Source organism: Sphingomonas abaci, assembly GCF_014199625.1.
GTDB lineage: Bacteria > Pseudomonadota > Alphaproteobacteria > Sphingomonadales > Sphingomonadaceae > Sphingomonas > Sphingomonas abaci.
The window spans coordinates 308,429-333,783 of record NZ_JACHNY010000002.1; the positions used below are offsets into that span (position 1 = coordinate 308,429).

The 25,355-nt window shown below is 70.1% G+C and carries 25 protein-coding genes and 1 tRNA gene; 24 read left to right on the forward strand and 2 right to left on the reverse strand.

Going from position 1 to position 25,355, the window contains the following annotated elements; all coding sequences use genetic code 11:
• Position 1 precedes the first annotated feature (1 nt).
• The 17 genes from gspF (at position 2) to GGQ96_RS06580 (ending at position 15,577) form a co-directional block, all read left to right on the forward strand.
• Positions 2 to 1,225 carry a type II secretion system inner membrane protein GspF gene (gspF, locus tag GGQ96_RS06500; RefSeq protein ID WP_184112791.1) on the forward strand — a complete coding sequence of 408 codons (1,224 nt, stop codon included), beginning with the start codon at positions 2 to 4 and terminating at the stop codon, positions 1,223 to 1,225.
• 8 nt (positions 1,226 to 1,233) lie between these two features.
• Positions 1,234 to 1,674 carry a type II secretion system major pseudopilin GspG gene (gene gspG, locus GGQ96_RS06505; protein WP_184112793.1) on the forward strand — a complete coding sequence of 147 codons (441 nt, stop codon included), beginning with the start codon at positions 1,234 to 1,236 and terminating at the stop codon, positions 1,672 to 1,674.
• Between the two features lie 191 nt (positions 1,675 to 1,865).
• Positions 1,866 to 2,321: a GspH/FimT family pseudopilin gene (locus tag GGQ96_RS06510; protein ID WP_343058946.1), complete on the forward strand. Its 456-nt coding sequence runs from the start codon at positions 1,866 to 1,868 to the stop codon at positions 2,319 to 2,321.
• Complete coding sequence (gene gspI, locus GGQ96_RS06515) at positions 2,311 to 2,709, forward strand: type II secretion system minor pseudopilin GspI (RefSeq protein ID WP_184112796.1); 399 nt, start codon at positions 2,311 to 2,313, stop codon at positions 2,707 to 2,709. Before GGQ96_RS06510 ends, gspI begins: the two co-directional genes overlap by 11 nt.
• Positions 2,706 to 3,605 (forward strand): type II secretion system minor pseudopilin GspJ, encoded by a 900-nt coding sequence (gene gspJ / locus GGQ96_RS06520; RefSeq protein ID WP_184112798.1) that lies wholly within the window; start codon positions 2,706 to 2,708, stop codon positions 3,603 to 3,605. Before gspI ends, gspJ begins: the two co-directional genes overlap by 4 nt.
• Complete coding sequence (gspK, locus tag GGQ96_RS06525; RefSeq protein WP_343058947.1) at positions 3,598 to 4,575, forward strand: type II secretion system minor pseudopilin GspK; 978 nt, start codon at positions 3,598 to 3,600, stop codon at positions 4,573 to 4,575. Before gspJ ends, gspK begins: the two co-directional genes overlap by 8 nt.
• The gene (gene gspL, locus GGQ96_RS06530; RefSeq protein WP_343058948.1) at positions 4,572 to 5,645 is read left to right on the forward strand and encodes a type II secretion system protein GspL; all 1,074 of its coding nucleotides are present in this window, start codon (positions 4,572 to 4,574) and stop codon (positions 5,643 to 5,645) included. The genes gspK and gspL overlap by 4 nt, the downstream gene beginning before the upstream one ends.
• Positions 5,642 to 6,109 carry a type II secretion system protein GspM gene (gene gspM, locus GGQ96_RS06535; RefSeq protein ID WP_184112802.1) on the forward strand — a complete coding sequence of 156 codons (468 nt, stop codon included), beginning with the start codon at positions 5,642 to 5,644 and terminating at the stop codon, positions 6,107 to 6,109. The genes gspL and gspM overlap by 4 nt, the downstream gene beginning before the upstream one ends.
• Complete coding sequence (gspN, locus tag GGQ96_RS06540; RefSeq protein ID WP_184112810.1) at positions 6,106 to 6,831, forward strand: type II secretion system protein N; 726 nt, start codon at positions 6,106 to 6,108, stop codon at positions 6,829 to 6,831. Before gspM ends, gspN begins: the two co-directional genes overlap by 4 nt.
• A gap of 49 nt (positions 6,832 to 6,880) precedes the next feature.
• A tRNA-His gene (locus tag GGQ96_RS06545) sits at positions 6,881 to 6,957 on the forward strand.
• A gap of 31 nt (positions 6,958 to 6,988) precedes the next feature.
• Positions 6,989 to 8,041 (forward strand): Glu/Leu/Phe/Val family dehydrogenase, encoded by a 1,053-nt coding sequence (locus GGQ96_RS06550; protein WP_184112812.1) that lies wholly within the window; start codon positions 6,989 to 6,991, stop codon positions 8,039 to 8,041.
• Between the two features lie 87 nt (positions 8,042 to 8,128).
• Positions 8,129 to 8,602 carry a MarR family winged helix-turn-helix transcriptional regulator gene (locus GGQ96_RS06555; protein WP_184112814.1) on the forward strand — a complete coding sequence of 158 codons (474 nt, stop codon included), beginning with the start codon at positions 8,129 to 8,131 and terminating at the stop codon, positions 8,600 to 8,602.
• Positions 8,599 to 10,005 (forward strand): efflux transporter outer membrane subunit, encoded by a 1,407-nt coding sequence (locus GGQ96_RS06560; RefSeq protein ID WP_184112816.1) that lies wholly within the window; start codon positions 8,599 to 8,601, stop codon positions 10,003 to 10,005. The genes GGQ96_RS06555 and GGQ96_RS06560 overlap by 4 nt, the downstream gene beginning before the upstream one ends.
• Positions 10,002 to 11,174, forward strand: a complete 1,173-nt coding sequence (locus GGQ96_RS06565; protein WP_184112818.1) for an HlyD/EmrA/EmrK family protein — start codon at positions 10,002 to 10,004, stop codon at positions 11,172 to 11,174. Before GGQ96_RS06560 ends, GGQ96_RS06565 begins: the two co-directional genes overlap by 4 nt.
• Positions 11,174 to 12,730 (forward strand): DHA2 family efflux MFS transporter permease subunit, encoded by a 1,557-nt coding sequence (locus GGQ96_RS06570; protein ID WP_184112820.1) that lies wholly within the window; start codon positions 11,174 to 11,176, stop codon positions 12,728 to 12,730. Before GGQ96_RS06565 ends, GGQ96_RS06570 begins: the two co-directional genes overlap by 1 nt.
• Before the next feature lie 363 nt (positions 12,731 to 13,093).
• Positions 13,094 to 13,654 carry a radical SAM protein gene (locus GGQ96_RS06575; protein WP_184112822.1) on the forward strand — a complete coding sequence of 187 codons (561 nt, stop codon included), beginning with the start codon at positions 13,094 to 13,096 and terminating at the stop codon, positions 13,652 to 13,654.
• 3 nt (positions 13,655 to 13,657) lie between these two features.
• On the forward strand, positions 13,658 to 15,577 hold the full coding sequence (locus GGQ96_RS06580) for a TonB-dependent receptor domain-containing protein (RefSeq protein ID WP_184112824.1): 1,920 nt from the start codon (positions 13,658 to 13,660) through the stop codon (positions 15,575 to 15,577).
• 12 nt (positions 15,578 to 15,589) lie between these two features.
• On the opposite strand, the gene GGQ96_RS06585 is transcribed toward GGQ96_RS06580, so the two are convergent.
• Positions 15,590 to 16,741, reverse strand: coding sequence for an MBL fold metallo-hydrolase (locus tag GGQ96_RS06585; protein ID WP_184113211.1), 1,152 nt, complete (start codon positions 16,739 to 16,741; stop codon positions 15,590 to 15,592).
• A gap of 186 nt (positions 16,742 to 16,927) precedes the next feature.
• On the opposite strand from GGQ96_RS06585, the gene GGQ96_RS06590 reads away from it, so the two are divergent.
• The gene (locus tag GGQ96_RS06590) at positions 16,928 to 18,508 is read left to right on the forward strand and encodes an amidase (RefSeq protein WP_184112825.1); all 1,581 of its coding nucleotides are present in this window, start codon (positions 16,928 to 16,930) and stop codon (positions 18,506 to 18,508) included.
• On the opposite strand, the gene GGQ96_RS06595 is transcribed toward GGQ96_RS06590, so the two are convergent.
• Positions 18,498 to 18,962 carry a DUF2721 domain-containing protein gene (locus GGQ96_RS06595; RefSeq protein ID WP_221239842.1) on the reverse strand — a complete coding sequence of 155 codons (465 nt, stop codon included), beginning with the start codon at positions 18,960 to 18,962 and terminating at the stop codon, positions 18,498 to 18,500. The two genes, GGQ96_RS06590 and GGQ96_RS06595, sit on opposite strands and share 11 nt — an antisense overlap.
• A gap of 555 nt (positions 18,963 to 19,517) precedes the next feature.
• On the opposite strand from GGQ96_RS06595, the gene GGQ96_RS06600 reads away from it, so the two are divergent.
• From GGQ96_RS06600 to GGQ96_RS06625, 6 genes are read left to right on the forward strand one after another with little or no spacing between them, the layout of a single operon-like run.
• Entirely contained in the window at positions 19,518 to 22,322 is a 2,805-nt protein-coding gene (locus GGQ96_RS06600; RefSeq protein ID WP_184112827.1) for a monovalent cation/H+ antiporter subunit A, read from the forward strand.
• Positions 22,319 to 22,666: a Na+/H+ antiporter subunit C gene (locus GGQ96_RS06605; protein WP_184112829.1), complete on the forward strand. Its 348-nt coding sequence runs from the start codon at positions 22,319 to 22,321 to the stop codon at positions 22,664 to 22,666. The genes GGQ96_RS06600 and GGQ96_RS06605 overlap by 4 nt, the downstream gene beginning before the upstream one ends.
• Entirely contained in the window at positions 22,663 to 24,183 is a 1,521-nt protein-coding gene (locus GGQ96_RS06610) for a monovalent cation/H+ antiporter subunit D (protein WP_184112831.1), read from the forward strand. The genes GGQ96_RS06605 and GGQ96_RS06610 overlap by 4 nt, the downstream gene beginning before the upstream one ends.
• Positions 24,180 to 24,668, forward strand: a complete 489-nt coding sequence (locus tag GGQ96_RS06615) for a Na+/H+ antiporter subunit E (protein ID WP_184112833.1) — start codon at positions 24,180 to 24,182, stop codon at positions 24,666 to 24,668. The genes GGQ96_RS06610 and GGQ96_RS06615 overlap by 4 nt, the downstream gene beginning before the upstream one ends.
• Positions 24,665 to 24,934, forward strand: coding sequence for a K+/H+ antiporter subunit F (locus GGQ96_RS06620; RefSeq protein ID WP_184112835.1), 270 nt, complete (start codon positions 24,665 to 24,667; stop codon positions 24,932 to 24,934). Before GGQ96_RS06615 ends, GGQ96_RS06620 begins: the two co-directional genes overlap by 4 nt.
• Entirely contained in the window at positions 24,931 to 25,344 is a 414-nt protein-coding gene (locus GGQ96_RS06625; protein WP_184112837.1) for a Na+/H+ antiporter subunit G, read from the forward strand. The genes GGQ96_RS06620 and GGQ96_RS06625 overlap by 4 nt, the downstream gene beginning before the upstream one ends.
• Positions 25,345 to 25,355 lie beyond the last annotated feature (11 nt).

The following is a 25,355-nucleotide window of genomic DNA, read 5'->3' on the forward strand; positions in this document are numbered from 1 at the left end:
CATGGCTGATTTCGACTATGTCGCGATTGATACGCGCGGCGCGGAGAAGCGCGGCCATGTCGCCGCCGCCGACCTGGATGCGGCGCGCCGGGTGCTCGACCGGCAGAAGCTCTACGTCGTGCGGATCGAGCCGGGCGCGCCGCCGGCGGTCCGTGCGCGTCCCTTGTTCGGGCTGCAACTGGGTCGGGCGCGCATGTCCGGCAAGCAGCTGACATTGTTCACCCGCCAGCTCGCGACGCTCAACCGCGTCTCGCCGCTGGAGGAAAGTCTGCGCACCATCACCCGCCAGACCGAGCAGGACAGCGTCCGCGGAATCGTCTCCACCGTCCATGCCGGCGTGGTCGAGGGGCGGCGGCTGGCCGATTCGATGGCGCGCGAGCCGAAGAGCTTTCCGCCGCTCTACCGCGCGATGGTGGCGGCGGGGGAGAGTTCGGGCACGCTGCCGACGATCCTCGACCGGTTGGCGGCGTTGCTGGAGCGCCAGGCGGAAATCCGTGGCAAGCTGATCACCGCGCTCGCCTATCCGACGATCCTGGCGCTGGTGGCGCTGGGCGTCGTCACCGCGCTGATGATGTTCGTGGTGCCGCAGGTGGTGGAGCAGTTCGACACGGTCGGGCAGGAGCTGCCGCTGCTGACCCGCATGGTGATCGCGTTGTCGGACGTGCTGGTCGCGGGCTGGTGGATCATGCTGCTGGTCGTAGCCGGCCTCGGCCTGGCTGGCTGGCGCGCGCTCAAGGAGCCAGGGATCCGGCTGGCCTTCGACAGCTGGCTGCTGCGTCTCCCGCTGCTCGGCCGGTTGCTGCGCGACCTTCATGCGGCGCGGATGGCGCGCACCCTGGGGACGATGGTCGCCAGCCGCCTGCCGCTGCTCGAAGGGCTGACGCTGACCGCCGGCACGATCCACAACCGGCGGCTGCGTGTCGCCTCCGACGATATCGTCGAGGCGATCCGGGGCGGCGGCAGCCTTTCCGCCGCGATGCGTCGGGCAGGCGTCTTCCCGCCGCTCCTCACCTATCTGGCGGCGAGCGGCGAGGCGGCGGGCCGGCTGGACGAGATGCTGGAGCGCGCGGCGGATTATCTGGAGCGCGAGTTCGACCGGTTCACCGCGACCGCCCTCTCGCTGCTGGAGCCGGCGATCATCGTCATCATGGGCGGCATCGTCGCGACGATCGTGCTATCGATCCTGCTGCCGATCCTGCAACTCAACACATTGGCCGGGCAATGAGGATGTTCATGCGTATCGAACCAAAGAAGCGTCAGCCGAGACGCAACGGCTTCACCCTTGTGGAGCTGATGGTGGTGATCGTCATCATCGGCCTGCTGGCCACCATCGTCGCGCTCAACGTGCTGCCATCGGGCGACACCGCGCGCATCCAGAAGGCCAAGGCCGATATCGCCAATGTCGAGAACGGCCTCGAACTCTATCGCCTGCAGATGGGCAGCTATCCCACCACGACGCAGGGGCTGGCGGCGCTGACCAGCGCGCCGGCGGGCGTCGACGCGTCGCGCTACCAGCAGGGCGGCTATATCAAGCGCCTGCCGCAGGACCCGTGGAACCGGCCCTATCTCTATGCCTCGCCGGGCCAGCATGGCGAGGCGGATGTCTGGACCTACGGCGCCGACGGCAAGGAAGGCGGCGAGGGGATCAATGCCGACATCGGCAGCTGGCAGTAAGCCGGACCTTTGTGAAACCGGAGATTTTCCTACCACTACGCTCCACCCCGGCGGAGGCCGGGGTCCAGTTGCGGAGCGATGGCGACGGTGAACTAACGTCTCCCAACTGGATCCCAGCCGTCGCCGGGATGGTCCCGGGGCCTGGGCAGCGGACACGAACGAAATCTTCCGGCGAACACGGTTTCACGCCGGTGAGGCGTTCCGCTGAACACGGCTTCACGCTGGTCGAACTGATGATCGTCGTCACCATCATCGGCCTGTCCGCGGCGGTCGTGGCGTTCGTCATGCCCGATCCGCGCGGCCGCGTGCTGGACGAGGGGTTGCGGCTCGCCGCGCGGACCAAGGCGGCGCGCAACCTGGCGATCGTCCAGTCGCAGCCGATCAGCCTGTGGGTGACGAGCGGCGGCTATGGTTTCGACCGGCGGGTTGCGGGCGCCTGGACGCCCGTCGCCGACAAGCCGCTGCGCGTCGAACGCTGGGCGGACGGAACGCGCGCTTCGCTGGTGGAGGGGCAGGGGCGGCTGCGCGTTACCTTCGATCCGACCGGGGTCGCGGATCGCAATGCCGATATCCGCCTGAGCCGCGACGGCAACGACGCCCTGGTTCGGATCGGCGCGGATGGCGAGGTGCGCGCCGATGCCCAGTGACCGACCGGCCGAGCGCGGCTTCACGCTCATCGAGATCATGGTCGCGCTGGCGGTGTTCAGCCTCGCGGCGCTCGCGCTCGTCCGGCTGGAGGGCGCGACGGTGCGCGGAGTGGCGCTGATCGACGAGACGCTGGCGGCGCAGATGGTCGCGCATAATGTCGCGCTCGATGCCTATACCGATGCGCAGCCGCCCGAGCCCGGCCGCGCCGAGGGCGGCGAGGTCAATGGCGGCCGCAACTGGCGCTGGACGCGGCAGATCACGCCGCTGGGCGACCGGCAGGTGGTGCGGATCGACGTGGTGGTGCAAAATGTCCGGGGTCAGGTGCTCGGCCGGATGACGATGATCCGGCCGCCCAGTCCCGCCGCCGCAGTGGCGGTCGCGACATGACGGGCGCGGAGCAGGCGGGTCGGTCGCAAGGCCCCGGTCTCGATCATCACGCCCCACCCCGGCGGAGGCCGGGGCCCAGTTGCGGAGCGACAGCGATAGCGCATCAGCGTCGCCCAACTGGATCCCGGCCCTCGCCGGGATGGTATGGTGGACGTGGTGAAGCTTGTCGGTCCGCCGGCTTCACGCCCGCAAGGCGTTCCGCCGAACACGGCTTCACTCTGGTCGAGGTGATGATCGCGTTGCTGATCTTCGCCATGATCGCCTCGGCGGGCGTCGCGATCCTGTCGTTCAGCATCCGGGCGCAGGCGGCGACGGGGGCGCGGCTCGACGACCAGGCGGCATTGGCGCGTACCGTCTCCGCATTGACCGCCGACCTGGCCCAGACCACCCCGCGCGGCGCCCGCGACGAGGCTGGACGGCTGCGCCCGGCCTTTGTCGGCGAGCCTGGCGAGCTGCTGTTCACGCGGGGCGGCTGGACCAATCTGGATGCCGCCGCCCGGCCCAATCTGCAGAAGGTGCTGTGGCGGCTGTCGGGCCAGACGCTGGTGCGGATCGGCTATCCCGAGGTCGACGGCGCGCAGCCGCTGGCGCAGACGCCGATGCTCGACCGGGTGACCGGCATGACCATCCGCTATCGCTATGCCGGCGCGTGGAGCGACCGCTGGGACGGGGCGGGCGGAATCGCCTTGCCCCAGGCGCTGGAGTTGCGCCTGACCCGCGCCGACGGCACGCATTGGCGGATGATGGCGCTGGTCGGCACCGGGTTCGGGCCCGGCGGCGTTCGCGCGCCGGGCCCCAAAGGCAGCACGTCGGAGGGCGCTCCGAGCACGCCACCCTCGCTGCCGCGGGGACAGCCCGTGCCCGAAGCGCCCTTGGGAGGCCAGGCTGGTGTCTGAGCGTCATGGCGAACGCGGCGCGGCGCTGCTCACCGTGCTGATGCTGGTCGCGGTGGTGGCGGTCATGGCGGGTGCGGCGCTGGAGAAGCTGCGCCTGTCGACGCGGCTCGCCGCCAACGCCGCCGCCGCAGACCAGGCGCGCGCCTATGCGGTGGCGGCGGAGGCGATGGCGACGGTGCGGCTGGGCGATCTGCTGACCAGGAGCGAGGGACGCGTGACGCTGCTTGGCGATTGGAGCGACCGGCCGTTCCCGCTGCCGCTGCCTGGCGGCGGGCTGGCCGTGGCGCGCGTCGTGGATGGCGGCAATTGTTTCAACCTCAATGGGCTGGCCACCTCGGCCGGTGCGCCCGGCCTCTACCAGACCGCCGGATTGCAGCGCATCCAGTTCGCGCGGCTGATGCGGCTGCTCGGCATTTCGGGCCAGTCCGCCGACCAGATCGCGGCCAGCGCCGCCGACTGGATCGACAGCGACCAGGACCAGCAGCCCGGCGGCGCGGAAGATCCTTTCTACACCGGGCAGCAAACCGGTTATCGCACCGCCGGCACGCTGATGGCCGACGTCAGCGAGCTGCGCGCGGTGGCGGGGATGACGCCGGACATCTATGCGCGGCTGAAGCCGTGGGTCTGCGCGCTGCCGGTGGCGGAGCCGAGCCGGATCAACGTCAACACGCTGCTGCCGGAACAGGCGCCGCTGCTCGCCATGCTGGCGCCCGACGGCACCCAGTCCGTCGACTCGGTCCGCGCGCTGCTGCTGCGCCGCCCGCCCCAGGGCTGGTCGGACGCGCTAGACCTGTGGAAAGGGGCGACGACGCCCAGCGACGCGGCGGCGCAGACGGCGGCGACCACCGCTTGGTTCCGAATGACGGTGGACGTGACGGTGCCGGGCGCGCAACTACAGGAACGTGCGTTGATCGACGCATCGAGGCTGCCAGTGCGCCTCGTCGCGCGACAATGGGGGGAAGATACGTGACGACCTTGTTATTCCTGCCCAGCGGCGAGGCCGGCTTCCGCTGGATGCGGTTCGGCGACGCCGGGCTGATGGCCCGGGGGGACGGCGTGCCGCTGGAGCCGGACCCGATCGTCGCGGTCGCGCCGGCCGAAGCGGTGACCCTTCACTGGGCCGAACTGCCCGCCCGCTCGCCCGCGCAGGCGGTGGCGGCGGCGCGCCTGCTGGCGGCGGAGGCGAGCGCGGCGCCGCCGGGCGAACTCCATGTCGCGGTGGGCGACGAGGGCGGCGGCGAACGTCCGATCGGCGTGGTCGCCATGGAGACGATGCGCGCCTGGCTGAACCAGCTCGCCGCCGCCGGGGTCGACCCGGTCGCGCTGGTGCCGGCACCGATGCTCCTGCCGCGCCCCGACGAGGGCTATGTCCGCGCCGAACTGGCGGGTCAGGCGGTGGTGCGTGGCCGGACCAGCGGGTTCGCCGACGAGGCACGGCTGACCGAGCTAGTGACCGGTGGCGAGCCGCCCGCGACGGTCGAGCGCCAGGTGCTGGATGCAGCGCTGTTCGACGCCACCGCCGCCCCCGCGCTCGATCTGCGCCAGGGCACGTTCGCGCGGCGACGCGCCTTCACGATCGACTGGCGGCTGGTGCGGCGGCTGGCGGCGCTGGGCGCGGCGATCCTGGGGGTCAGCTTCGCCATATCGCTGGTCCGCGTCGCCAAGTATAGCTTCGCCGCGGATCGACTGGAGGCGCAGGCCGATGCGCTCGCCGCCACCGCCCTGCCGCGCGGCGAGACGGTGACCGATCCCGACCGGCAGCTCGCCGAGCGGTCGGGCCGGGTGATCGGGCCCGGCCTGGGCTTCACCACCACCACCGCGGCGGCCTTTGCCGCGATCCGCAGCGTGCCGGGGAGCGAAGTGACGGGCATGGATTTCACGGCCAATGGCGATCTGCGGCTGTCGGTCGCGGTCGAGCGCGAGGCGCTGGCGACCGACCTGAAGCGGGCGCTGGAACGCGCCGGCTTCGCGGTGCAGGCCAGCGTCTTCCAGTCCGCTAATGGTCGGATCACCGGCGAACTGACGGTGAGTGGCCGATGAGCGCGCTTCGACACTGGTTCCAGGGCCGCTCCAAGCGCGAGCAGAGGCTGTTGCTGGTCATGGTCGCGCTAGCGGTCGTGACGATCCTGTGGGGGTTGGTGATCCGCCCGCTGTCGGACGTGATGGCCGGCGCGCGCGAGCGTCACGCGGCGGCGGTGATCCGGCTGGGTGAGACGCGCGCGGTGGTCGATGCGCTGGGCGCGGCGCGCAAGGTGCCGCCTTTGACCGGATCGCTGGCGGACGTGATCCGCGCACAGGCGGAGACGGCAGGCTTTCCGCTCGCCAGCCTGGAGCCGGAAGGAGACGGCGTGCGCGTATCGATCACCTCGGCGCGGGCGGCGGCGCTGACGGCCTGGCTGGCGCGGCTGGAGCGGGCGGGGATCGTCGTCGAGGGCGCGACGCTGAGCGACAATGGCGACCGCACCGTTTCGGCGCGGCTGTTGCTGCGGGGGCGGGCGGCATGAGGCGGATTCGCCTGACCACCGGGCCGGCGGCGCTCTTCGGCGCGATGATGCTGGTCGCGCTGATCGTCTTCCTGCCGATGCGCGCGGTGCTGGGCTGGGCCGCGGCCGGTCGGCAGGGTCTGGTGGCGCGTGAGGTCGAAGGCAGCGTGTGGGACGCCCGATTACGCGATGCCAGCATCGGGCAATTGCCGATCGGCGATGTCGATGCGCGCCTGTCGCCGCTGGGGCTGCTGACCGGCCGCGCGGTGCTGCTGCTGGAGCGCGAGGGCGCGGCCGGTATTCCGCCGCTGTCGGCCCGCGCCTTTGTCAGCCGGCATGGCATGGGGGTCGAGAACGTGACCGCGCGGATCGGCGCGGGCGCGCTGTTCCAGCCTTTGCCGGTCGCCTTTCTCGACCTGGCCGACGTCACCATCCGCTTCCGCGACGACCAGTGCAGCGAGGCGCAGGGCCGCGTCACCGCGACGCTGGCGGGCGACGTGGCGGGCGTCGGCCTGCCACCCTCGGTCAGCGGCGATGCGCGCTGCGATGCCGGCGCGCTGCTCCTGCCGCTCACCGGTGCGGCGGGCACCGAGGGCATCACCCTGCGAATCACCGGCGATGGCCGATACCGGGCGGAATTGGTGATGCAGGGCGGCGACCCGGCCACGATCGCACGGTTGCAAGCCGCCGGTTTCGTCGCTGGACCACGCGGTTATCAACTTTCTGTCGAGGGACGCTTCTGATCCGCTTGACGGGCCGGCGATCACCCCTTATCGGCCCAACTCCTTCGCGGCGACCGTAGTTCAATTGGTTAGAGCGCCGGCTTGTGATGCCGGAAGTTGCGGGTTCAAGTCCCGTCGGTCGCCCCACTTTCTTCCAGACATCGCTGAGAGGCTGCTCATGACCAGCAATTGGGGTTTTCCCGATTTCGACGACCATGAGGGCATCCATCTCTTTACCGACCCGGCTTCGGGGCTGAAGGCGGTCGTCGCGATCCATTCCACCAAGCTGGGCCCTGCGGCGGGCGGCGTTCGCTTCTGGCATTACGCCGATAGCGACCGGGCGATCACCGACGCGCTGCGCCTGTCGCGCGGCATGAGCTTCAAGAACGCGATGGCGGGGCTGGAGCTCGGCGGCGGCAAGGGTGTCGTGCTGGCGCCGGAGCCGGGCGCGGTCATCACCACCGAACAGCTGGAGGCGTTCGGCCGTGCGGTCGAATCGCTCGGCGGCCGTTATGTGACCGCCGAGGATGTCGGCATGTCCGAAGCGCGGATGAAGGTGATCGCCGGCCAGACGCGCTATGTCTCCGGCCTGCCCGTCGCCAGCGGCGCGGCGGGCGGCGATCCTGGCCCTTATACGGCGCACGGCGTCTATCTGGGGGTGGTCGCGGCGGCGAAGCGCGGGCTGGGCGCGACCGACATGAAGGGCGTGCGCGTCGCGGTGCAGGGACTGGGCTCGGTCGGCGGGGGCCTGGCCCGTCTGCTGGCGCGTGATGGCGCGGTGCTGACGCTGGCCGATGTGGATGCCGCGCGCGCCGAGGCGATGGCGGCGGAGCTGGGCGCGACCGTGGTGCCGGCCGAGTCGATCCTGACCCAGGATGTCGATCTCGTCAGCCCCAATGCGTTGGGCGCGGTGCTGACCGAGACGAGCATCTCGCAAATCCGCGCCAAGGTGATCGCGGGCGGCGCGAACAACCAGCTGGCGGTCCGCGAGGATGGCCAGCGCGTCCATGATCGTGGCATCCTCTACGCGCCGGATTACGTCATCAACGCCGGCGGCATCATCAATGTCGGCCTGGAATATCTGGGCCATGGCGACGAGGCCGAGGTGATGGCGCGCATCGCCCGCATCCCCGAGCGGCTGGAGCAGGTCTGGACCGAGAGCGCGGCAAGCGGCGCCCCGGCGTCCGAGGTTGCCGACCGGATCGCCCGAGGGCTGATCGGCCGCGCTTGATCCGGTCGATCTGAACCGTCAGGATTTCGTCCAATCCTGACGGGAAAGATAATTGACTGCCGAGGCAACCTTTGCCACGGCAACCGCATGAACCTGTACGATGATGATGAGTCGTTTCGGCCGAACAACTCGATCGGCTATCTGATCCGGCGCATCCATGTGATGGGCGCGCAGCTGATCGAGCCGATCTTCGCGCGCGAGGGGATCACCGGCACGCAATGGTCGTCGCTGGCGATGATCCTGCTGACCGAGGCCAATACCTGCGTCGCGCTGGCGCGGGACATGGGCTATGACAAGGGCGCGATGACCCGCGTCGTCGACCAGCTCGAGGAGCGCGGTCTGCTGCGCCGCGCGCGCGACGAAGGCGACCGGCGCCAGATCAACCTGACGCTGACCGACGAGGGGCGCGCCATCGCGCTGCGTTGCAAGCGCCAGGTGCAGCTTTGCTGGAACGCGGCGCTCGCCGACTGGGACCGCGAGGAGCTCGACCGGCTGATCGGCGGGTTGCAGCGGCTGAAGACGACGTTCGAGACCGCGGTGAATGAGGGAGGCTGCGCATGAGCCGCGCGTTCCGGTCCGCCGGCCTGCTGGCCGTTCTGCTCGCCGGCTGTGCCGCGCCCGCGACGCATCAGGCGGTGACGCCGGTCATGCCGGCGCAGATGGGGCTGGCGGGCGGCCCGGCGCCCTATATCGATCAGGCCTGGTGGCGCGGCTTCGGCGACTCGCAGCTCGACCGGATCGTCGCCGACGCGACCGGCGGCAACCCTTCGCTCGCCACCGCGCTGGCCCGGTTGCGCCAGGCGCAGGCGGGGTTGGAGCGTCAGCAGGCCGAGCGCAACCTGGACGTCAGCGCCGATGTCTCGCCCCAGGTGCAGCGCCTGTCGGGTCGCTACATCATCCCGCCGCCCTATGGCGGCACCGTCCGCTTCGTCGGCACGGGTGTCGCCAATCTCGGCTATAATCTCGACCTGTTCGGCCGGCAGCAGGCGGCGATCCTGGAAGCGCGGCAGAGCGCCCAGGCCGCGCGCTACGACGTGGCGGCGGCGCGGCTGGCGATCGCGGGATCGGTGGTCCAGACCTATCTCGACCTGGTCCGCGCGGATGCGCAGGCGGCGATCGCGCGCGCGACCATCGCCGAGCGGGAACGCTCGCTCAGGCTGGTCGAGGCGCAGGTTCGCAACCAGCTGGCCAGCAAGGTCCAGTCGACGGCGGCCGCCACGCTGCTCGCCCAGGCGCGCGAGGCGCTGACCGCGGCGGATGGGGCGCGGGTGCTGGCGGTCAACGCGCTGGCGGCGCTGGCGGGGCGGGGCGGCGACTATGCCGCCGGCATCGGCCCCACCGCCGCCCGGCTCGACGCCGGCCTGCCGGTGCCGGGCGTGCTGCCTGCGGACCTGCTCGCCCGCCGGCCCGACATCGCGGCCGCGCAGGCGCGGATCGCGGCGGCGGCGGCCGGACAGCAGGTCGCGCGCCGGGCCTATTACCCGAACGTCAACCTCACCGCATTGGCCGGGCTCCAGGCGATCGGGCTCGGCAATCTCTTCTCGCTCGATGCCGGCACCGTCGGGGGCGGCGCCGCGATCCATCTGCCGATCTTCGAAGGCGGGCGGCTGCGCGCCGGGCTGGAGAGCGCGACCGCGCAGGTGGATCTCGCCAATGCCGCTTATAACGAGCGGGTGGTCGGCGCGGTCCGTGAGGCGGCCGACGCGCTGGCGCTCTCCACCAACCTCCAGGCCCAACGCCAGCGCGCCGAGCAGGTGGTTCGCGGTTTCGCCGAGACCGGCCGGCTCAATGCCGTCCGTGTGTCCAGCGGCCTCAATTCGCAACTCGACCTGGTCGACAATGACGTGCGCCTGCTCGACGCCCGCCTGACCGCCACCAATCTCGCCGCCGAAGCGGCCCGCCAGCGCGTGGCGCTGGTGATGGCGCTGGGCGGCGGCTTCTCTGCCGAAAGTGTCCAGCCATGACCGATGCCCGCACCGAAGCGTCCGATCAGACCGCATCTCCCCCCCGGGGCAATCCACGCGGGCGGCGCACGGGGCTGCTGATCCTGGGGGCGATCGTCCTGATCGGCCTGATCGTCTGGGCGGTGTTCCATTTCCTGCTCGCCAAGCCGGAGGAGGAGACCGACGACGCCTATGTCGCGGGCGACGTGGTGGCGATCACCGCGCGCGATCCGGGGCAGGTGACCGCGATCCATGCCGACAACACCCAGATGGTGAAGGCCGGCCAGCCGCTGATCGACCTGGACCCGGCGACCGCCGATGTCGGTCTCGCCTCCGCCCAGGCCGAGCTGGCGCGCGCGGTTCGCGCGACCCGCGCCACCTTCTCCCGCCTGTCGGAGACCGGGGCGCAGGTGGTGCAGGCGCGGGCCGAACTGGCGCGGGCGAGCGACGATTATCGCCGCCGCCGGGGCGCGGCCGCCGAGGGCGCGATCTCGGGCGAGGAGCTGGCCCATGCCGCCGATGCGGTGAAGGTCGCGCGCGCCAATCTGCAACTGGCGCTCAGCCAGCAGACCCAGTCGCGCACCGCCGTGCAGGGGACGGACGTCAACACCAACCCGGCGGTGCTGGCCGCCGCCGCCGCCTATCGCCGCGCGGCGATCACGGCGGGGCATATGCACATCACCGCGCCGATCGACGGCGTCGTCGCCCAGCGCACGGTGCAGCTCGGCCAGCAGGTCGCGGCGGGGACGCCGATGATGGCGGTGGTGCCGCTCGACCGTCTGTGGGTCGACGCCAATTTCCGCGAGACGCAGCTCAAGGACCTGCGCATCGGCCAGCCGGCGACCGTGGTCAGCGACGTGTACGGCGATGACGTGGTCTATCACGGCAAGGTGATCGGCGTGGGTGCCGGCAGCGGCAACGCCTTCGCCCTGCTGCCGCCGCAGAATGCCAGCGGCAACTGGATCAAGATCGTCCAGCGTGTCCCGGTCCGCATCCAGCTCGATCCCCGCGAGCTGCGCGCCAATCCCTTGCGGGTCGGCCTGTCGGTGGCCGCCACGGTCGATACTGCGAGCAAGTCCGGCCAGCGGCTGGGCCTGCCGGCGGCGCAGGCTTACGGCGCGACCTCGCCGGATGCCAACGACCCGGCGGTGGAGGCGCGCATCCGCCAGATCATCGCGGCGAACCGCTGATGGCCGGCCCGGCCCCGGCGGCGGGCGAAGGGGGGCCGCCCCCGCTCGCCGGCGGCAAGCTGGCGGTGATCGCCATCGCGCTGGCGGTCGGCACCTTCATGCAGGTGCTCGATTCGACCATCGCCAACGTGTCGCTGCCGACGATCGCCGGCAATCTGGGCGTGTCGAGCGACAATTCGACCTGGGTGATCACCGCCTTCGCCGTGGCGAACGGCATCGGCGTGCCGCTGACCGGCTTCCTGATGGGGCGGTTCGGGGTGGTGCGGACCTTCTGCCTGTCGGTGCTGCTGTTCACCATCGCCTCCTTCCTATGCGGCATCGCCTGGAACCTGTCGTCCTTGATCTTCTTCCGCGTGCTGCAAGGCGCGGTGTCGGGGCCGATGATGCCGGGCAGCCAGGCGCTGCTGATCTCGATCTTCGCGGCCGAACGGCGCTCGACGGCGCTCGGCATCTGGTCGATGACGACGCTGGTCGCGCCGATCATGGGACCGATCCTGGGCGGATACATCTCCGACAATTACCATTGGAGCTGGATCTTCCTGATCAACGTGCCCTTCGGCCTTGCCTGCGCTTCGGTGTGCTGGCGCGGACTGAAGGACCGGGAGACGCCGACGCGCAAACTGCCGATCGACAAGGTCGGGCTGTTCCTGCTGGTGCTGTGGGTCGGCTCGCTGCAGTGCATGCTCGATCTGGGCAAGAACGACGACTGGTTCCAGTCGCCGCGGATCGTCGTGTTCGGCGTCGTCGCACTGGTCGGCGCGATCGCCTGGATCATCTGGGAGATGACGGACGCCAATCCGATCGTCGACCTGTCGCTGTTCAAGAGCCGCAACTTCACCATCGGCGCGATCGCTTTCTGTCTGGGCTATGCGGTGTTCTTCGCCAATACGCTGCTGCTGCCGCTGTGGCTCCAGACCCAGATCGGCTACACCGCCACCTGGGCGGGACTGGTCGCGGCGCCAAGCGGCGTGGTGGCGGTGCTGCTGACCCCGTTCGTCGCGCGGATGTCGGGCAAGATCGATGCGCGCTGGCTGGCGACCGTGGCGTTCCTGTCCTTCGCCGCCTCCTATTGGATGCGATCGCTACTGACCGCCAATGCCAGTTTCGGGCAGATCATGCTGCCGGTGCTGGTGCAGGGTGTCGCGATGAGCACCTTCTTCCTGGCGATGCTGACCATCTCGCTCGACCGCATCCCGCCGCAGCGCCTGCCGTCCGCGACGGGCCTGTCGAACTTCACCCGCATCGTCGCCGGATCGTTCGCCGCGTCGATCATCACCACCGCCTGGGATCGGCGTGAGGCGCTGCACCAGAGCCGGCTGGCCGAGGCGATCGGGCAGGGCGTGCCGTGGCAGATGGCGCGCGACGGCCTGGCGAAGCTCGGCCTCAACGAAACTCAGGCGGCCGCCGCCGTGACGCGGCAGATGGTCGGCCAGGCCTATCTGCTCGCCTCGACCGACCTGTTCCGCCTGTCGGCCTGGCTGTGCGCGGTGATGATCCCGATCGTCTGGTTCACCCGCCGCCCGAACGCGCCGACCGGCCCGATCGCGGCGGATTGAGGCGCACGCAGGCCCCCCACGCCCGGACGAGTCGTCGGGCGTGGGGGTGTGTTGTCGGAGGGCGGCGTCGGTAATCGCATCCGGCCGAGTCGATCGGCCCGCCCCCGTCCTGCTTTGCGGCCAGTTGTGCGCCACACCATATAAGACGTCCGTACCGATTATTATTAGGTCAAGTTGCCGTCGCGACTGGTGAAAATTCCGGGCTGGCAATTTCCGCTTTCAAGGGCGACTGCTATTTACACAACGCCCACACTCAACTAATCTGGGTCATGTCGCGGAGTAGGTGTGGGCTGTGATGCTCGATACCGCAGTGGGTTATTATGATGAAAATCGTGATAAACTTGGCTGTGCTCGACAGGCTTATTGCAGGCCTATGATGTCCTTCACCCGCGCGGCGCGCTGGCGGGCACGACGGTGATGATCCGCCTTCACATCCATCCCGACAACACGGACTCGCTCTTCGCGCTGGCGGAGCGGATCAGCGGGGATTTCGATCCAGGCTTCTTCACCGTCTATCTCAAGGAGGTCGGCTCTTATGGCGGCCGGCGCGACGGCGGCTATGCGGTCTATGGCGAGCAGGACCTGCGGCTGGACGAGGTCAAGCACAGGCTGGCGGCCCTGTTGCCCGGCTTCGCGCGCCCGGACCAGCCGGGGCAGGTGGCGGTCTGCTATGCCGGCAAGGCGAATGCCTTCACGATCCGGGCGGATGGCAGCATCGGCAAATGCACCCTGGCGCTGAACAGTGATTATAATCGGGTCGGACAGTTGAACCCGGACGGGACGCTCACGCTCGACGCGCCAAAGTTCGGAGCCTGGCTGCACGGGCTGTCGACCATGGACCCTGCCGATCTCGGCTGCCCCGCCCACCGGGTCGCGCAACAGGCGAAGCGCACGGCAAGGCCGCGGCTTGCCATGGCGGGCTGACCGATGGTCGCATTCCGCGCGACGGTCGCCGCCCTGTTCGCGGTCGGGGGCTGGGCGCCATGCTGGGGCCAGACGACGACGGACAATGCCGTGCGCTCGGCCGAGGATGCCTTCGGCACGATCGTCGGCGACGAGTCGCTGGGCCTCTACGGCACCGACAGCGTACGCGGCTTTTCGCCGGCGGTCGCCGGCAACAACCGGATCGAGGGACTTTATGTCGATCTGCTCGCCCCACCCACCGGCCGGATCCGGTCGGGGATCACCATCCGCGTCGGCCCCGCCGCGCAGGGCTATCCCTTTCCCGCCCCGACCGGTATCGTCGACTATAGCATGAAGGGGCGTTCGACGACCCGGTCGCTGTCGACCGACGTCTACGTCGACTCCTACGATTCCTATGGTTATGCGCTCAATGCCGAGCTTCCGGTGTCGTCGCTGTCGCTCACCAATGCGCTGGGCTTCGGCGCATCGCGGATCAGCGATGGCTATGGCGGTCGGGGCCGGAGCCTGACCTATGGAGGCGTGTCGCGCGCCGCCCTGTCCGACCAGACCGAGGTGGCCGCCTTTCTGGGCGGCCGCCAGACCTTCGGCGAGACCGCCCTGCCGATCTATGTCGCCGATGGCGAGGGGGCGTTTCCCAGGGCGCCCCGGGGACCGTTCCTGGGGCCGGACTGGGCCACCAAGAGCAGCTACAACAGCCTGGCCGGCGTGATGATGCGCAGCAGCCGGGGCGGCTGGACGCTGAGGGGCGGCCTGTTCCGCTCGGAAACCGGCGACAGTCGCTCGTTCCAGAACCTGGTGGTCCAGAACGGCCCGCGAGGCTTCCAACGCCTGCTGATCGCCTTTCCGCGCGCGCGGGCGTCCAGCGTCAGCGGCGAGGCGCGCCTGTCCCGCGCGTTTCGAACGGGGGCGTTCGACCAGCGCATCACCCTGATGGTCCGGGGCCGATCCAATGGCAGCCGCTTCGGCGGCGAGCAGGACATCGATCTCGGCGCAGTCGCCTCGATGGCCACCCGGATCGTCGCACCGCCTGTCCCCCTGGCCTATGGTCCGCAATCCAGCAGCGCCATCCGGCAATGGACGTTCGGGGTGGACTATTCCGTCAAGGTCGGGGAGCGGGGCGAACTGGCACTGGGCGTGCAGCGCGCGGCCTATACCCAGACCCTCCGTCCGGCCGATGCGCCGGGCAGCCAGCTGTCGGAGGGGATATGGCTGCCATCGATCAGCGCGGGCGTGGCGCTCACCGATCACCTCAGCCTCTATGCGAGCGTCGTCCGCGGCCTGGAGGACGGCGGTAGCGCGCCCGGTTTCGCCGCCAATGGCAACCAGGTGCTGCCCGCCTTCCGCACGCGCCAATGGGATGCGGGTGTCCGCTGGAGGCCGGGGGCCGGCACCACCGTGATCCTGGGCTATTTCGACATCCGCAAGCCTTATCTCACCTTCGACGCCGCCAACGTCTATCGGCAGATCGGGGACGAGCATCATCAGGGGGTGGAAGCGAGCGTCACCGCGCAGGTCGGCCCCCGCCTGGTGATCGTCGCCGGTGGCCTGGTCGGCGCGCCCCGGGTGGAGGATATCCCCGCCGCGCCGGGGGGGATCGGTGCGCGCCCGGTCGGCCAGCCCGATGTGCAACTGCAACTGAATGCGGATTACAGCATCCCGGGGATCGACGGCCTGTCGGTCAATGCCGGCCTCAGCCGCTATAGTTCGCAGGCGGCGTCGGTCGACAACCGGATCTTCATCGACGGCTACACGACAATGGACATGGGTCTGCGTTTCCGGGGGCGGGTCGGACGGACGCCCTATACGCTGCGCCTGACCGGCTCCAATATCGCGGACGCCTATCGAAACCTGCCGGTCGGCGACAATGTCTACATCCCGCTGGGACGCCGCAACATCGGACTGGACCTCATACTGGACATCTAGGGGGACGGCCGGTCAGCGCAGCACGCGCACCTCCGGCGTGTCGAGGCAGCGCGACAGGGCGGCGGGCGCGGCCGCCGCCGCTTCGGCCGGTGTCGTGCCGCCCAGGGGCGGGATCGTGACAGGTCGACCGATTCGGACGGGCGCAAAGCCGCGGTCGGTGATTCCCGAGCAGTGCATCGCGGCGGCCAGCAGTCGCGGCGGGGTGCGATACGCTTCGTAGGACAGCCGGAACGTGCCCCAATGGATCGGGATGGCGGTCTGCGCGCCAAGCCGGTCGAATACCGACACGGCGTGAAGCGGGCCGATATGCGCGCCCGACGCCATCTGCCCAGGCGAGAAGCGAAACGCGCCGATCGGGATCAGCGCCAGCCGGATCGGACCCAGCCGCCGGGCTTCGCGTGGCCATTCGCCATCGCCAAAGCCGGTATCGCCCGCGAAGAACAGGTTGCCGCCTGGCAGGGTCACGACGAAGCTCGACCAGAGCCCGCGGTTGCGGTCGGCGAACCAGCGGCTGCCCCAATGATGGTTGCGCGTCACGGTGACGGCGACGCCGGGGCGCTGAGCGACGGGCACGCTGCGGCCCCAGTCGGCCGCCACAGCCTCGATCCCGCGCGACCGCAGGATGGCGTCATTGCCCAGGCTGGTGACGATCTGCGGATGGTCCCGATCCCACAGCCGCTTGAGCGTCGCGATATCGAGATGGTCGTAATGGTTGTGGCTGATCAGAATCAGATCGATCCTCGGCAGGTCGGCGAGTGCGATGCCGGGGTCCGCCACGCGCTTCGGGCCAAAGTCCCATGGTCCCGCGCGTTCAGCCCAAACCGGATCGGTCAGGATGGAGAGGCCGGGCAACTGCACCAGCACGCTGGCATGGCCGATCCAGGTCGCGCGCATCGGCACCGGGCGGCCGGGCGTCAGCGGCGCGAGCTCCGCCATGCGCGCCGGCCGTACCGGCACCCGGTCGGGCCAGGCGGGCCGGTCGTCGCTTCCGGTCAGAGACCGCCAGAAGAAACCCGCGCGACTGCCACCGCCAGGCGTACGGCCGGTATCCGCATCGCCATCCGGATTGGCGAAACGCGCGCCGTCGAAATGCCCATCGACGGGTCCGCGATAATAGATTCGGTCGAGAAAATGGGGGACGACCGCCGCCGCCAGCGCCAGCATGATGAGAAGAAGGAACAGGAGCGCGCCGAGGCGTCGGAACGGAAAGGCCAAGCGCGAAGCCTCATGCCGGAAAGGATCGGGGAAGCGGTCAACGCCGATCAGCCAATCGGGTTCATCCCCTGTGCTGAAGTGGCTTTCCGCAACGTCTTGTCTCGGTTAGCTTTCCGTCCTCAACGGGGGAAATCCATGCGTCCTGTGCCATCCATCGCGTTGCTGCTCGCCACCCTGCCGGCCATGCCCGCCGCCGCCCGCGACGTGGCGGTGGAGGAACGGTCGATCGGCGACCTCCAGGCGATGATGGCGCGGGGGCAGGCGACCAGCCTCGACCTCGTCCGGGCCTATGAAGCGCGGATCGGCCGGATGGACCGCAAGGGGCCGATGTTGCGCTCGGTGGTCGCAATCAACCCGGAGGCCGAGGCGCAGGCGCGCGCGCTCGATGCCGAGCGGCGGGCGGGGCGGGTGCGCGGGCCGCTGCACGGCGTGCCGATCCTGATCAAGGACAATATCGAGACCGCCGATCCGATGCCGACCACGGCCGGCAGCCTTGCGCTCGCCGCCAATGTCACGCGCCGCGACGCGCCGGTGGTGGCGCGGCTGCGGGCGGCGGGGGCGGTGATCCTGGGCAAGACCAATCTGTCCGAATGGGCGAATATCCGCTCCACCCGGTCGATGAGCGGGTGGAGCGCGGTCGGCGGGCTGGTCCGCAATCCCTATGCGCTGGACCGCACCGCCTGCGGCTCCTCGTCCGGGTCGGGCGCGGCGGTCGCGGCCAGCTTCGCGGGCGCGGCCGTCGGGACGGAGACGGACGGATCGGTCGTCTGTCCCTCCTCGGTCAATGGTCTGGTCGGCCTCAAGCCGACGATCGGGCTGGTCAGCCGCACCCATGTCGTGCCGATCAGTCATTCGCAGGACACGCCGGGACCGATGGCGCGCAGCGTCCGCGATGTGGCGGTGATGTTGGGCGCGATGGTCGGGGCCGATCCCGCCGACCCCGCCACCGCCGGCGCGGTGACGCGCGACTATGCCGCCGGCCTGTCGACCAGCGCGTTGTCGGGGCTGCGCATCGGCGTGATCCGGCCGCCCCTGTCGCCGGCGCTCGCCGCTCGCTACCAGGCCGCGCTCGACGTGATGAAGCAGGCGGGCGCGGTGTTGGTCGAGGTCGAGCAGCCGAAGCTGGAGGGCATCGGCGCGGCCGAGCTGCTGGTGCTCCAGACCGAGCTGAAGGCCGATCTCGACGCCTATCTGGCGACGACGACGCCCGCCGTGACGACGCGGACGCTGGACCAGGTCATCGCCTTCAACCGCGCACATGCCTCGCAGGAAATGCCCTATTTCGATCAGGAGACGTTCGAGGCGGCGGCCGCCACCAAAGGGCTGGACGATCCGGCCTATCGCGCCGCCCGGGCCCGGTCGTTGCGCCAGGCCGGGGCGGAGGGGATCGACGCGATGCTGCGCACGGCGCGCGCGACCGTGCTGGTCGAGCCGACCTATGACGCGGCCTGGCTCAGCGATCCGGTGCACGGCGACCAATATGGCGGCCCCTCCGCCTCCGAACTGCCGGCGATCGCCGGCTATCCGCATTTGACCGTGCCGATGGGCGCGGTGCGGGGCCTGCCGGTCGGCCTGTCCTTCATCGCCGGGCGGCTGGGCGAGGCGGCGGTGCTGGGCGCCGGCTATGCCTATGAGCAGCGCAGCCGGATGCGCGCCGCCCCGACCTATGCGGCGACGGTGGCGGCGGGATCGGGCGTGGACGGCGTCACTCGCTGACCAGGTCGAGCAGGTCCTTGCGCACATGGATCGCCTGCAGCGACACGCGCACCTCCATCATGAAATAGGCGAGCGACGCGATCAGCAGCAGCATCGCGACGATGAACAGCAACGCCACCAGCGTGGCGAGATGCAGGTGCGCCAGCGTCGCGACGAACAGCAGCGCGACGACCAGGCTGGTCATCACCGCGCTCGACACCGCCAGGAACAGCGAGGCGTTGATGATCGTGATCCGCCGGTCGAGCAGCCGCAATTCCCAGACCAGCCGGCTGCGATCGCCGTCGCCACGCTGGTGGATTTCCTGTTCCAGCGCCCGCACCCGGTCGACCACGCGGCTGAGCCGGCCGGCGAGCACGTTGAGCAACTGGCCGATCGCCGTCAGCATGAAGATCGGCGACAATGCCAGGGTGATGGTCTGGGCGACGGTGGTGATGCCGGGCAGGGTGGGGATCATGCGGGTCCTGATGGGCGAAGATGAACGCCCCGCCTAGCTGCCACGCCAACGCGCGGAGGGATAGGCCGGATCGACATCGCGCGCGTGTCGCCGTGGCCCTGAGCGAGGGATCGTCGCGCGCATGGTCCGATCGACGCGATCCGTCCCACCGCGCCAGTGGCGGGACCTTCGCCGAAGTCGACGCGCACTGCCACGCGCCTTCGCCGCGACCTTCGCCCGAAAGGTTCGCCGTCTTGGGCGACAGCGGGATTTTGTGGAGGCCTGGCGTGCGTCGGGGTGGTCCGCAACGCTCCGCGAGGCTTCCGCCGCGTACGGGGTGGATCGGGTCGTCGGGGGTGGAAGAGTGTGGAAACGGTCGCCATGCGGGTTGTGGAGGGTCCGCCGCCTGTGTCATAGTTCGCCCGGGTGTTCACGGCGCTGCCGCGGGCAGGTTCTGTCGCTGGTCGGGCCGCCAGCGGGGAACCCCCATGCCCGGAGCATCGGCTTGCCCGATCGTACTTTCCTGCCCCCCGCCCGCCGTTCCGCCGCCTCCGTGATTCGACAGGGGGATGCGCGTTGGCGCTGCTGATCCTGATCGGCCTGCCGTTCGCCGCGGTCCTGCTGCTGATGATCGCCCGCCGCGCCGGGCGGCGCGTGCACATGCTGATCGCGGGCGCGTGCAGCGCGGCCGGCTTGGCCGTGCTCCTGAGCCAGGCGGAGCCGAGCCTCTCGGGCCGCACGCCCATGATACGTATTCCCTGGATGCCGACGGCGGGTGTGGATATCAGCCTGTGGCTGGATCCGCTGGCGCTGCTCTTCGCGGGGCTGATCCTGGGAATCGGACTGCTGGTGATCGTCTATGCGGACGGCTATCTGGGCAAAGACGAGCCGACCGCGCGTTTCCTGTCCTACCTGATGCTGTTCCAGGGAGCGATGCTGGGCATCGCGCTGTCCGGCAACGTCGTGCTGATGCTGATCTTTTGGGAAATGACGAGCCTCGCTTCGTTCCTGCTGATCGGCTTCTGGCGCACACGGGTCGAGGCGCGGCGGGGCGCGCGCATGGCGCTGACCATCACCGGCGGCGGCGGGCTGGCGCTGGTCGGTGGGCTGGTGCTGCTGGCCAAGGTCGCGGGCAGCTACGATCTGGCGACCATCCTGTCGCGCGGCGGGTTGGTGCAGGCCTCGCCGCTCTATCCCGTGATCCTGATCCTGATCCTGCTCGGCGCCTTCACCAAGTCGGCGCAAATCCCGTTCCACGCCTGGTTGCCCCGCGCCATGGCCGCGCCCACCCCGGTCAGCGCCTATCTCCACTCGGCGACGATGGTGAAGGCGGGTGTGTTCCTGCTCGCGCGGCTCTGGCCGGTGCTGGCGGGGACCGACTGGTGGTTCCTGACCGTCGCCCCGGTCGGGCTGGCGACGATGATCTTCGGTGCGGGCGTCGCGCTGTTCCGCCACGACCTGAAGGCGATCCTGGCCTATTCGACGGTCAGCCAATTGGGGCTGATGGTGATGCTGCTCGGCTTCGGCACGGGCGCGGCGGTGGCGGCGGCGCTGTTCCACCTGCTGAATCATGCGGCGTTCAAGGCGGCCTTGTTCATGCACGCCGGCATCATCGAACATGAAACAGGGACACGCGACATCCGGCGGCTGGGCAGGCTCGCCACGATCATGCCGCTGACGGCGACGCTGGGGGTGCTGGCCGCCGCGGCGATGGCGGGGGTGCCGCCGCTGGGCGGATTCATCTCTAAGGAAATGATGCTGGAGGCAAGCGTGCGGACCGGGTCGCTGCTGGTGCCGGCGCTGGCGACGATCGCGGCGACGCTGTCCGCGGCTTATGCGCTGCGCTACGCGGTGGTGCTGCATATCGGCCGGGCACCGATCGGGCGGGTGATGGGGACCGCGCCGCATGATCCGCCCGCGCGGCTGCTCGCGCCACCCGCGATCCTGGCGACGATCGCCCTCGCGCTCGGCCTGGCACCGATGACGCTGGCCGGGCCACTAGTCGAGGCCGCCACGGCGACGGCGACCGGCGGCGCGCGGCTCGGCCTGCACCTGGCATTGTGGCATGGGATTGGTCCGGCACTAATCTTGAGCCTGAGCGCGGTGGCCGCAGCGATCCTGCTGCTGTGGCGCCAGGAGGCGCTCGCGCCGCTGGCCGCGCGCTTGCCGTCGTTCGATGCCCGGCGGCTGTTCGATGGGGCCATGACCGCCACCGTCCAGGGGGCGCGCCGCCTGTCGCACCTCATCCATGTCGCGTCGCTGCAACGTTCCCTGGCCGTGCTGTTCCTGGTGGCGCTGGTGCTGGGCGGCGAGGCGGCCGGGCGGTTCGGCTTCGCCGCCGGCCCGCGCGCGACGACGCCGGCCTCGCCGGTCGCGATCATGGTCTGGATGCTGCTGGTCGTGGCGACGCTGGCGGTGGTCGCCGTCGAGCGGCATCGCTATCTGGCGCTGGTCTTCATGGGCGTCATCGGGCTGGTCATGGCGCTGGCCTTCCTCCACCTCTCCGCGCCCGACCTGGCGCTGACCCAGATCGCGGTCGAGGTGGTGACGATCCTGTTGATGCTGCTGGCGCTGCACCTGCTGCCCGGCCGCCCGCCACGCCTGTCGAGCCTGCCCCGCCGGGTGCGCGACGGGGCGATCGCGGCAGCGGGCGGGATCGGTGCCGGCTGGCTCGCCTGGGCGGTCATGACCCGGCCCGCGCGCGAGGGCATCGCCCGCTTCCATTGGGCGAACAGCCATGCGCTGGGCGGCGGGGCGAACGTCGTCAACGTCACCCTGGTCGACTTTCGCGGGTTCGACACGCTGGGCGAGATCAGCGTCCTGGCGATCGCCGGCCTGACCATCTTCGCGCTGCTCGAACCCGCCGCGGGCGGCATCGCCGGGCGGCGGCTGCGCGAATGGCGATCGGCGGATCGTTTCTCACCGGACCGTCACCCGATGATGTTCGCGGTGGCGACGCGGCTCCTCCTGCCACTGGCGTTGCTGGTCGCCCTCCACCTCTTCCTGCGCGGGCATGACCAGCCGGGCGGCGGCTTTGTCGCGGCCCTGGTCGTGTCGATCGCGATCCTGCTGCAATATCTGGCGTCCGGTTTCGACTGGACGGATGCGCGGCGGCGGATCGGCGAGCACGGGCTGATCGGGCTGGGGCTGGCGATCGCGCTTGCGACGGGGCTGGGCGCGTTGGCGTTCGGCGCGCCGTTCCTGACGAGCAGCGTCGGCCACGTCCACCTGCCGCTGATCGGCGCGGTCGAGTTGACGAGCGCGATGCTGTTCGATCTGGGCGTCGCCTGCGTCGTGCTGGGTTCGGTGACGATGGCGCTCGCTCAACTGGCGCATGTCGCACAGCGCGCCGCCCGGCCGGACGGGGAGGATCCGCGGTGAGCCTGGAGCTGCTGGTCGCCTCCGCCATCGCGGTGCTGGTCGCCGCCGGCCTCTATCTGGCGCTGAGGGGGCGAACGTTCCAGCTCGTGCTGGGGCTGACCCTGGTGTCTTACGCGGTCAACCTGTTCTTGTTCGCGACCGGGCGGTTGGTGGTCGAGCGCCCGCCCCTCTGGGCCAAAGGCGTGACCGATCATGCCGATCCTTTGCCCCAGGCACTGGTCCTGACCGCGATCGTCATCAGCTTCGCCATGACCGCGTTGACCGTCATCCTGAGCCTGCGCGGTTTCCTGGAAATCGGATCGGACCAGGTCGACGGCCTGGCCGAGCCGGGGGAGGGGGCATGACGGCGGCGGATCAACTGATGATCGCGCCGATCGTCCTGCCCGCGATCACCGCCTCCGCCACGCTGCTCATGCGACGACGCCTCCGCACTGCGCGCGCCGTGTCACTGGGCGGCTGCGTCGCGATGCTGGCGGCGGCCATCGGCCTGTTCGCGATGGCACAGGACGGTTCGATCCGCGGCTATGCGTTGGGGGCCTGGCCCGCGCCGTTCGGCATCGTGCTGATGCTCGACCGGCTGGCGACGACGATGCTGCTGCTGACGGAGGTGCTGGCGAGCGTGGTGCTGGCCCATGCGGCCGTCACCGGCGCGGACCGGCGAGGATGGCATTTCCATGCGCTTTTCCATTTTCAGCTGATGGGGTTGAACGGCGCGTTCCTGACCGGCGACCTGTTCAACCTGTTCGTCTTCTTCGAGGTGATGCTGATCGCCTCCTACGGCCTGATGCTGCATGGCCAGGGCGCGTCGCGGCTTCGCGCGGGCCTGGCCTATGTCGTCGTCAACATCGTCGGGTCAGCGCTGTTCCTGATCGCGCTGGGGCTTCTATATGGCCTGACCGGCACACTCAACATGGCGGATCTGGCGGTCCGGGTGGCGGCGCTGGGACCGGCCGAACAGGGGCTGCTTCGCGTGGCTGGTCTGTTGCTGATGACGGTCTTCGCGCTGAAGGCGGCGGTGGCGCCGCTTCACCTCTGGCTGCCGCGCACCTATGCCGCGACCATGCCCGTCATCGCCGCGCTGTTTGCGATCATGACCAAGGTCGGCGTCTATGCGATGATCCGGACGGTGCCGCTGATCTTCGGGGCGGGGGCAGGGGCGGCCGCCTGGGTGCCTGGGCCCTATCTGCTGCCGGCCGCGATCCTGGGGGCGGTGCTGGGCTTTGTCGGGGTGCTGGCGGCGCGGGGGCTGCGCGAACAGGCGGCGTTCGCGGTGCTCGCCTCGACCGGCACGCTGCTGATGCCGGTATCGCTATGGCGCGAGGCGACGCTGGCCGCCGCACTTTACTACCTGGTCCAGGCGGTGCTGGCCGGGGCGGCGCTGTTCCTGATCGTCGACGCGACGATGCGGCGGCGGGGTTCCTATGCCGATGCGATCGTGCCGAGCCCACGCTTCGTCGGGCAGGATGCCGCGGGGCTTCTCTACCTGGCCGGGGGCCTCGCGGCGGTGGGACTGCCGCCGCTCGCCGGCTTCGTCGGCAAGGTGTTGATCCTCGACGTCAGCTATGCGGTGGCGGGATGGCCGTCGATCTGGACGACGATCCTCGGCACCACGCTGCTCGGCGTGATCGGTTTCGCGCGCAGCGGCTCGACGCTGTTCTGGAAAGCCGCGCCATCCGGAACGGCGGCGGTTGAGGGGCCCCGCCGGTCGCTCGCCGACTTCGTCGCGCCCATCGTGCTGCTCGCGCTGCTGGCGTGGCTCACCCTGGCAGCCGGATGGGTGACGGCGCAGACCCGTGCCGCCGCAGCGCAGATCATGGCGCCCGACCGTTATGTCGCCGCAATCCTGGGCGCTGGGCGATGAGGCGCCTGATGCCGCACCCTGGATTGTCGGCGCTGCTGCTGATTGTCTGGCTTCTGCTGGCCAACGGCATCACGGCCGGAAGCGTCGGCCTCGGCGCGGTCTTCGCGCTGGTCCTGCCGAAGGTCACGCAGCCATTCTGGCCCGATCGGCCGCGGCTACGCATCGGCCGCGCCTGGCTGGGCTATATCGCAATCGTGCTGTTCGACATCCTCGTCGCCAATATCCAGGTCGCTCGGCTGGTCCTGTTCCGCCGCAACCGCGACCTGCGCACGCGCTGGCTGGTGGTGCCGGTCGACCTGGACACGCCGGAAGCGATCACGGTGCTGGCGGGCACGATCAGTCTGACGCCTGGCACCGTTTCGTCCGATCTCTCGGCGGACAGCCGGTCTCTGCTGGTCCATGCGCTCGATGTCACCGACGAAGCCGCCGAGGTGGCGCGGATCAAGTCCCGCTACGAAGCTCGACTGAAACGGATGTTCGCATGATCGCCCTTGCGCTTCCCCTGGCCCTGGGCTGTGTCGGCGTGGCGATGCTGCTGACGCTGTGGCGGCTGGTGCGCGGGCCGTCGCTCGCCGACCGGATCGTGGCGCTTGACACGATGGTCGTCGACGCCATCGCACTGATCGTGCTGATCGGCATGACCAGCGGCACCGACAGCGGATTCGAAGCCGCCTTGCTGCTCGCGATGGTGGGGTTCGTCGGGACGGTCGCCTATTGCAAGTTCATCCTGCGCGGGGACATCGTCGAATGAGCCCGGCCGCCGATACCGTCGTCGGCCTGCTGGTGCTGATCGGCGCGGGCTTCGTGCTGGTCGGCAGCTGGGGGCTGGTCCGCCTGCCGTCGGTGATGGAGCGGCTGCACGCGCCGACCAAGGCGACGACGTTGGGCGTCGGCGCGCTGCTGCTGGCCTCGATGATCGATGGCCGCACGCGATACGGAAACTGGACGGCGCATGAGCTGCTGGTCACGCTGTTCTTGTTCGTCACCGCGCCGGTCGCAGCGAACATGATCGCCAAGGTCCATCTGCACCGCACCAGGACCGTTGCCGGTGGCGAAGCGGATGGCATCGCCGGGCCGCCGCCGCGGCCGGACGACGAAGGTGACTGGGCGACGTTCGCGGAGCCGCGGCGGAACTGCCCCGGCACCCCTCCCGATCCCTGACGTTTTAGCAA

What these genes read in the sequence shown, in the direction of transcription:
- gspF (WP_184112791.1), top strand. Translation starts at nt 2, where the DNA reads ATGGCTGATTTCGACTATGTCGCGATTGATACGCGCGGCGCGGAGAAG.
- gspG (WP_184112793.1), top strand. Translation starts at nt 1,234, where the DNA reads ATGCGTATCGAACCAAAGAAGCGTCAGCCGAGACGCAACGGCTTCACC.
- gspI (WP_184112796.1), top strand. Translation starts at nt 2,311, where the DNA reads ATGCCCAGTGACCGACCGGCCGAGCGCGGCTTCACGCTCATCGAGATC.
- gspJ (WP_184112798.1), top strand. Translation starts at nt 2,706, where the DNA reads ATGACGGGCGCGGAGCAGGCGGGTCGGTCGCAAGGCCCCGGTCTCGAT.
- gspM (WP_184112802.1), top strand. Translation starts at nt 5,642, where the DNA reads ATGAGCGCGCTTCGACACTGGTTCCAGGGCCGCTCCAAGCGCGAGCAG.
- gspN (WP_184112810.1), top strand. Translation starts at nt 6,106, where the DNA reads ATGAGGCGGATTCGCCTGACCACCGGGCCGGCGGCGCTCTTCGGCGCG.
- GGQ96_RS06550 (WP_184112812.1), top strand. Translation starts at nt 6,989, where the DNA reads ATGACCAGCAATTGGGGTTTTCCCGATTTCGACGACCATGAGGGCATC.
- GGQ96_RS06555 (WP_184112814.1), top strand. Translation starts at nt 8,129, where the DNA reads ATGAACCTGTACGATGATGATGAGTCGTTTCGGCCGAACAACTCGATC.
- GGQ96_RS06560 (WP_184112816.1), top strand. Translation starts at nt 8,599, where the DNA reads ATGAGCCGCGCGTTCCGGTCCGCCGGCCTGCTGGCCGTTCTGCTCGCC.
- GGQ96_RS06565 (WP_184112818.1), top strand. Translation starts at nt 10,002, where the DNA reads ATGACCGATGCCCGCACCGAAGCGTCCGATCAGACCGCATCTCCCCCC.
- GGQ96_RS06570 (WP_184112820.1), top strand. Translation starts at nt 11,174, where the DNA reads ATGGCCGGCCCGGCCCCGGCGGCGGGCGAAGGGGGGCCGCCCCCGCTC.
- GGQ96_RS06580 (WP_184112824.1), top strand. Translation starts at nt 13,658, where the DNA reads ATGGTCGCATTCCGCGCGACGGTCGCCGCCCTGTTCGCGGTCGGGGGC.
- GGQ96_RS06585 (WP_184113211.1), bottom strand. Translation starts at nt 16,741, where the DNA reads ATGCTGGCGCTGGCGGCGGCGGTCGTCCCCCATTTTCTCGACCGAATC.
- GGQ96_RS06590 (WP_184112825.1), top strand. Translation starts at nt 16,928, where the DNA reads ATGCGTCCTGTGCCATCCATCGCGTTGCTGCTCGCCACCCTGCCGGCC.
- GGQ96_RS06595 (WP_221239842.1), bottom strand. Translation starts at nt 18,962, where the DNA reads ATGATCCCCACCCTGCCCGGCATCACCACCGTCGCCCAGACCATCACC.
- GGQ96_RS06610 (WP_184112831.1), top strand. Translation starts at nt 22,663, where the DNA reads ATGACGGCGGCGGATCAACTGATGATCGCGCCGATCGTCCTGCCCGCG.
- GGQ96_RS06615 (WP_184112833.1), top strand. Translation starts at nt 24,180, where the DNA reads ATGAGGCGCCTGATGCCGCACCCTGGATTGTCGGCGCTGCTGCTGATT.
- GGQ96_RS06620 (WP_184112835.1), top strand. Translation starts at nt 24,665, where the DNA reads ATGATCGCCCTTGCGCTTCCCCTGGCCCTGGGCTGTGTCGGCGTGGCG.
- GGQ96_RS06625 (WP_184112837.1), top strand. Translation starts at nt 24,931, where the DNA reads ATGAGCCCGGCCGCCGATACCGTCGTCGGCCTGCTGGTGCTGATCGGC.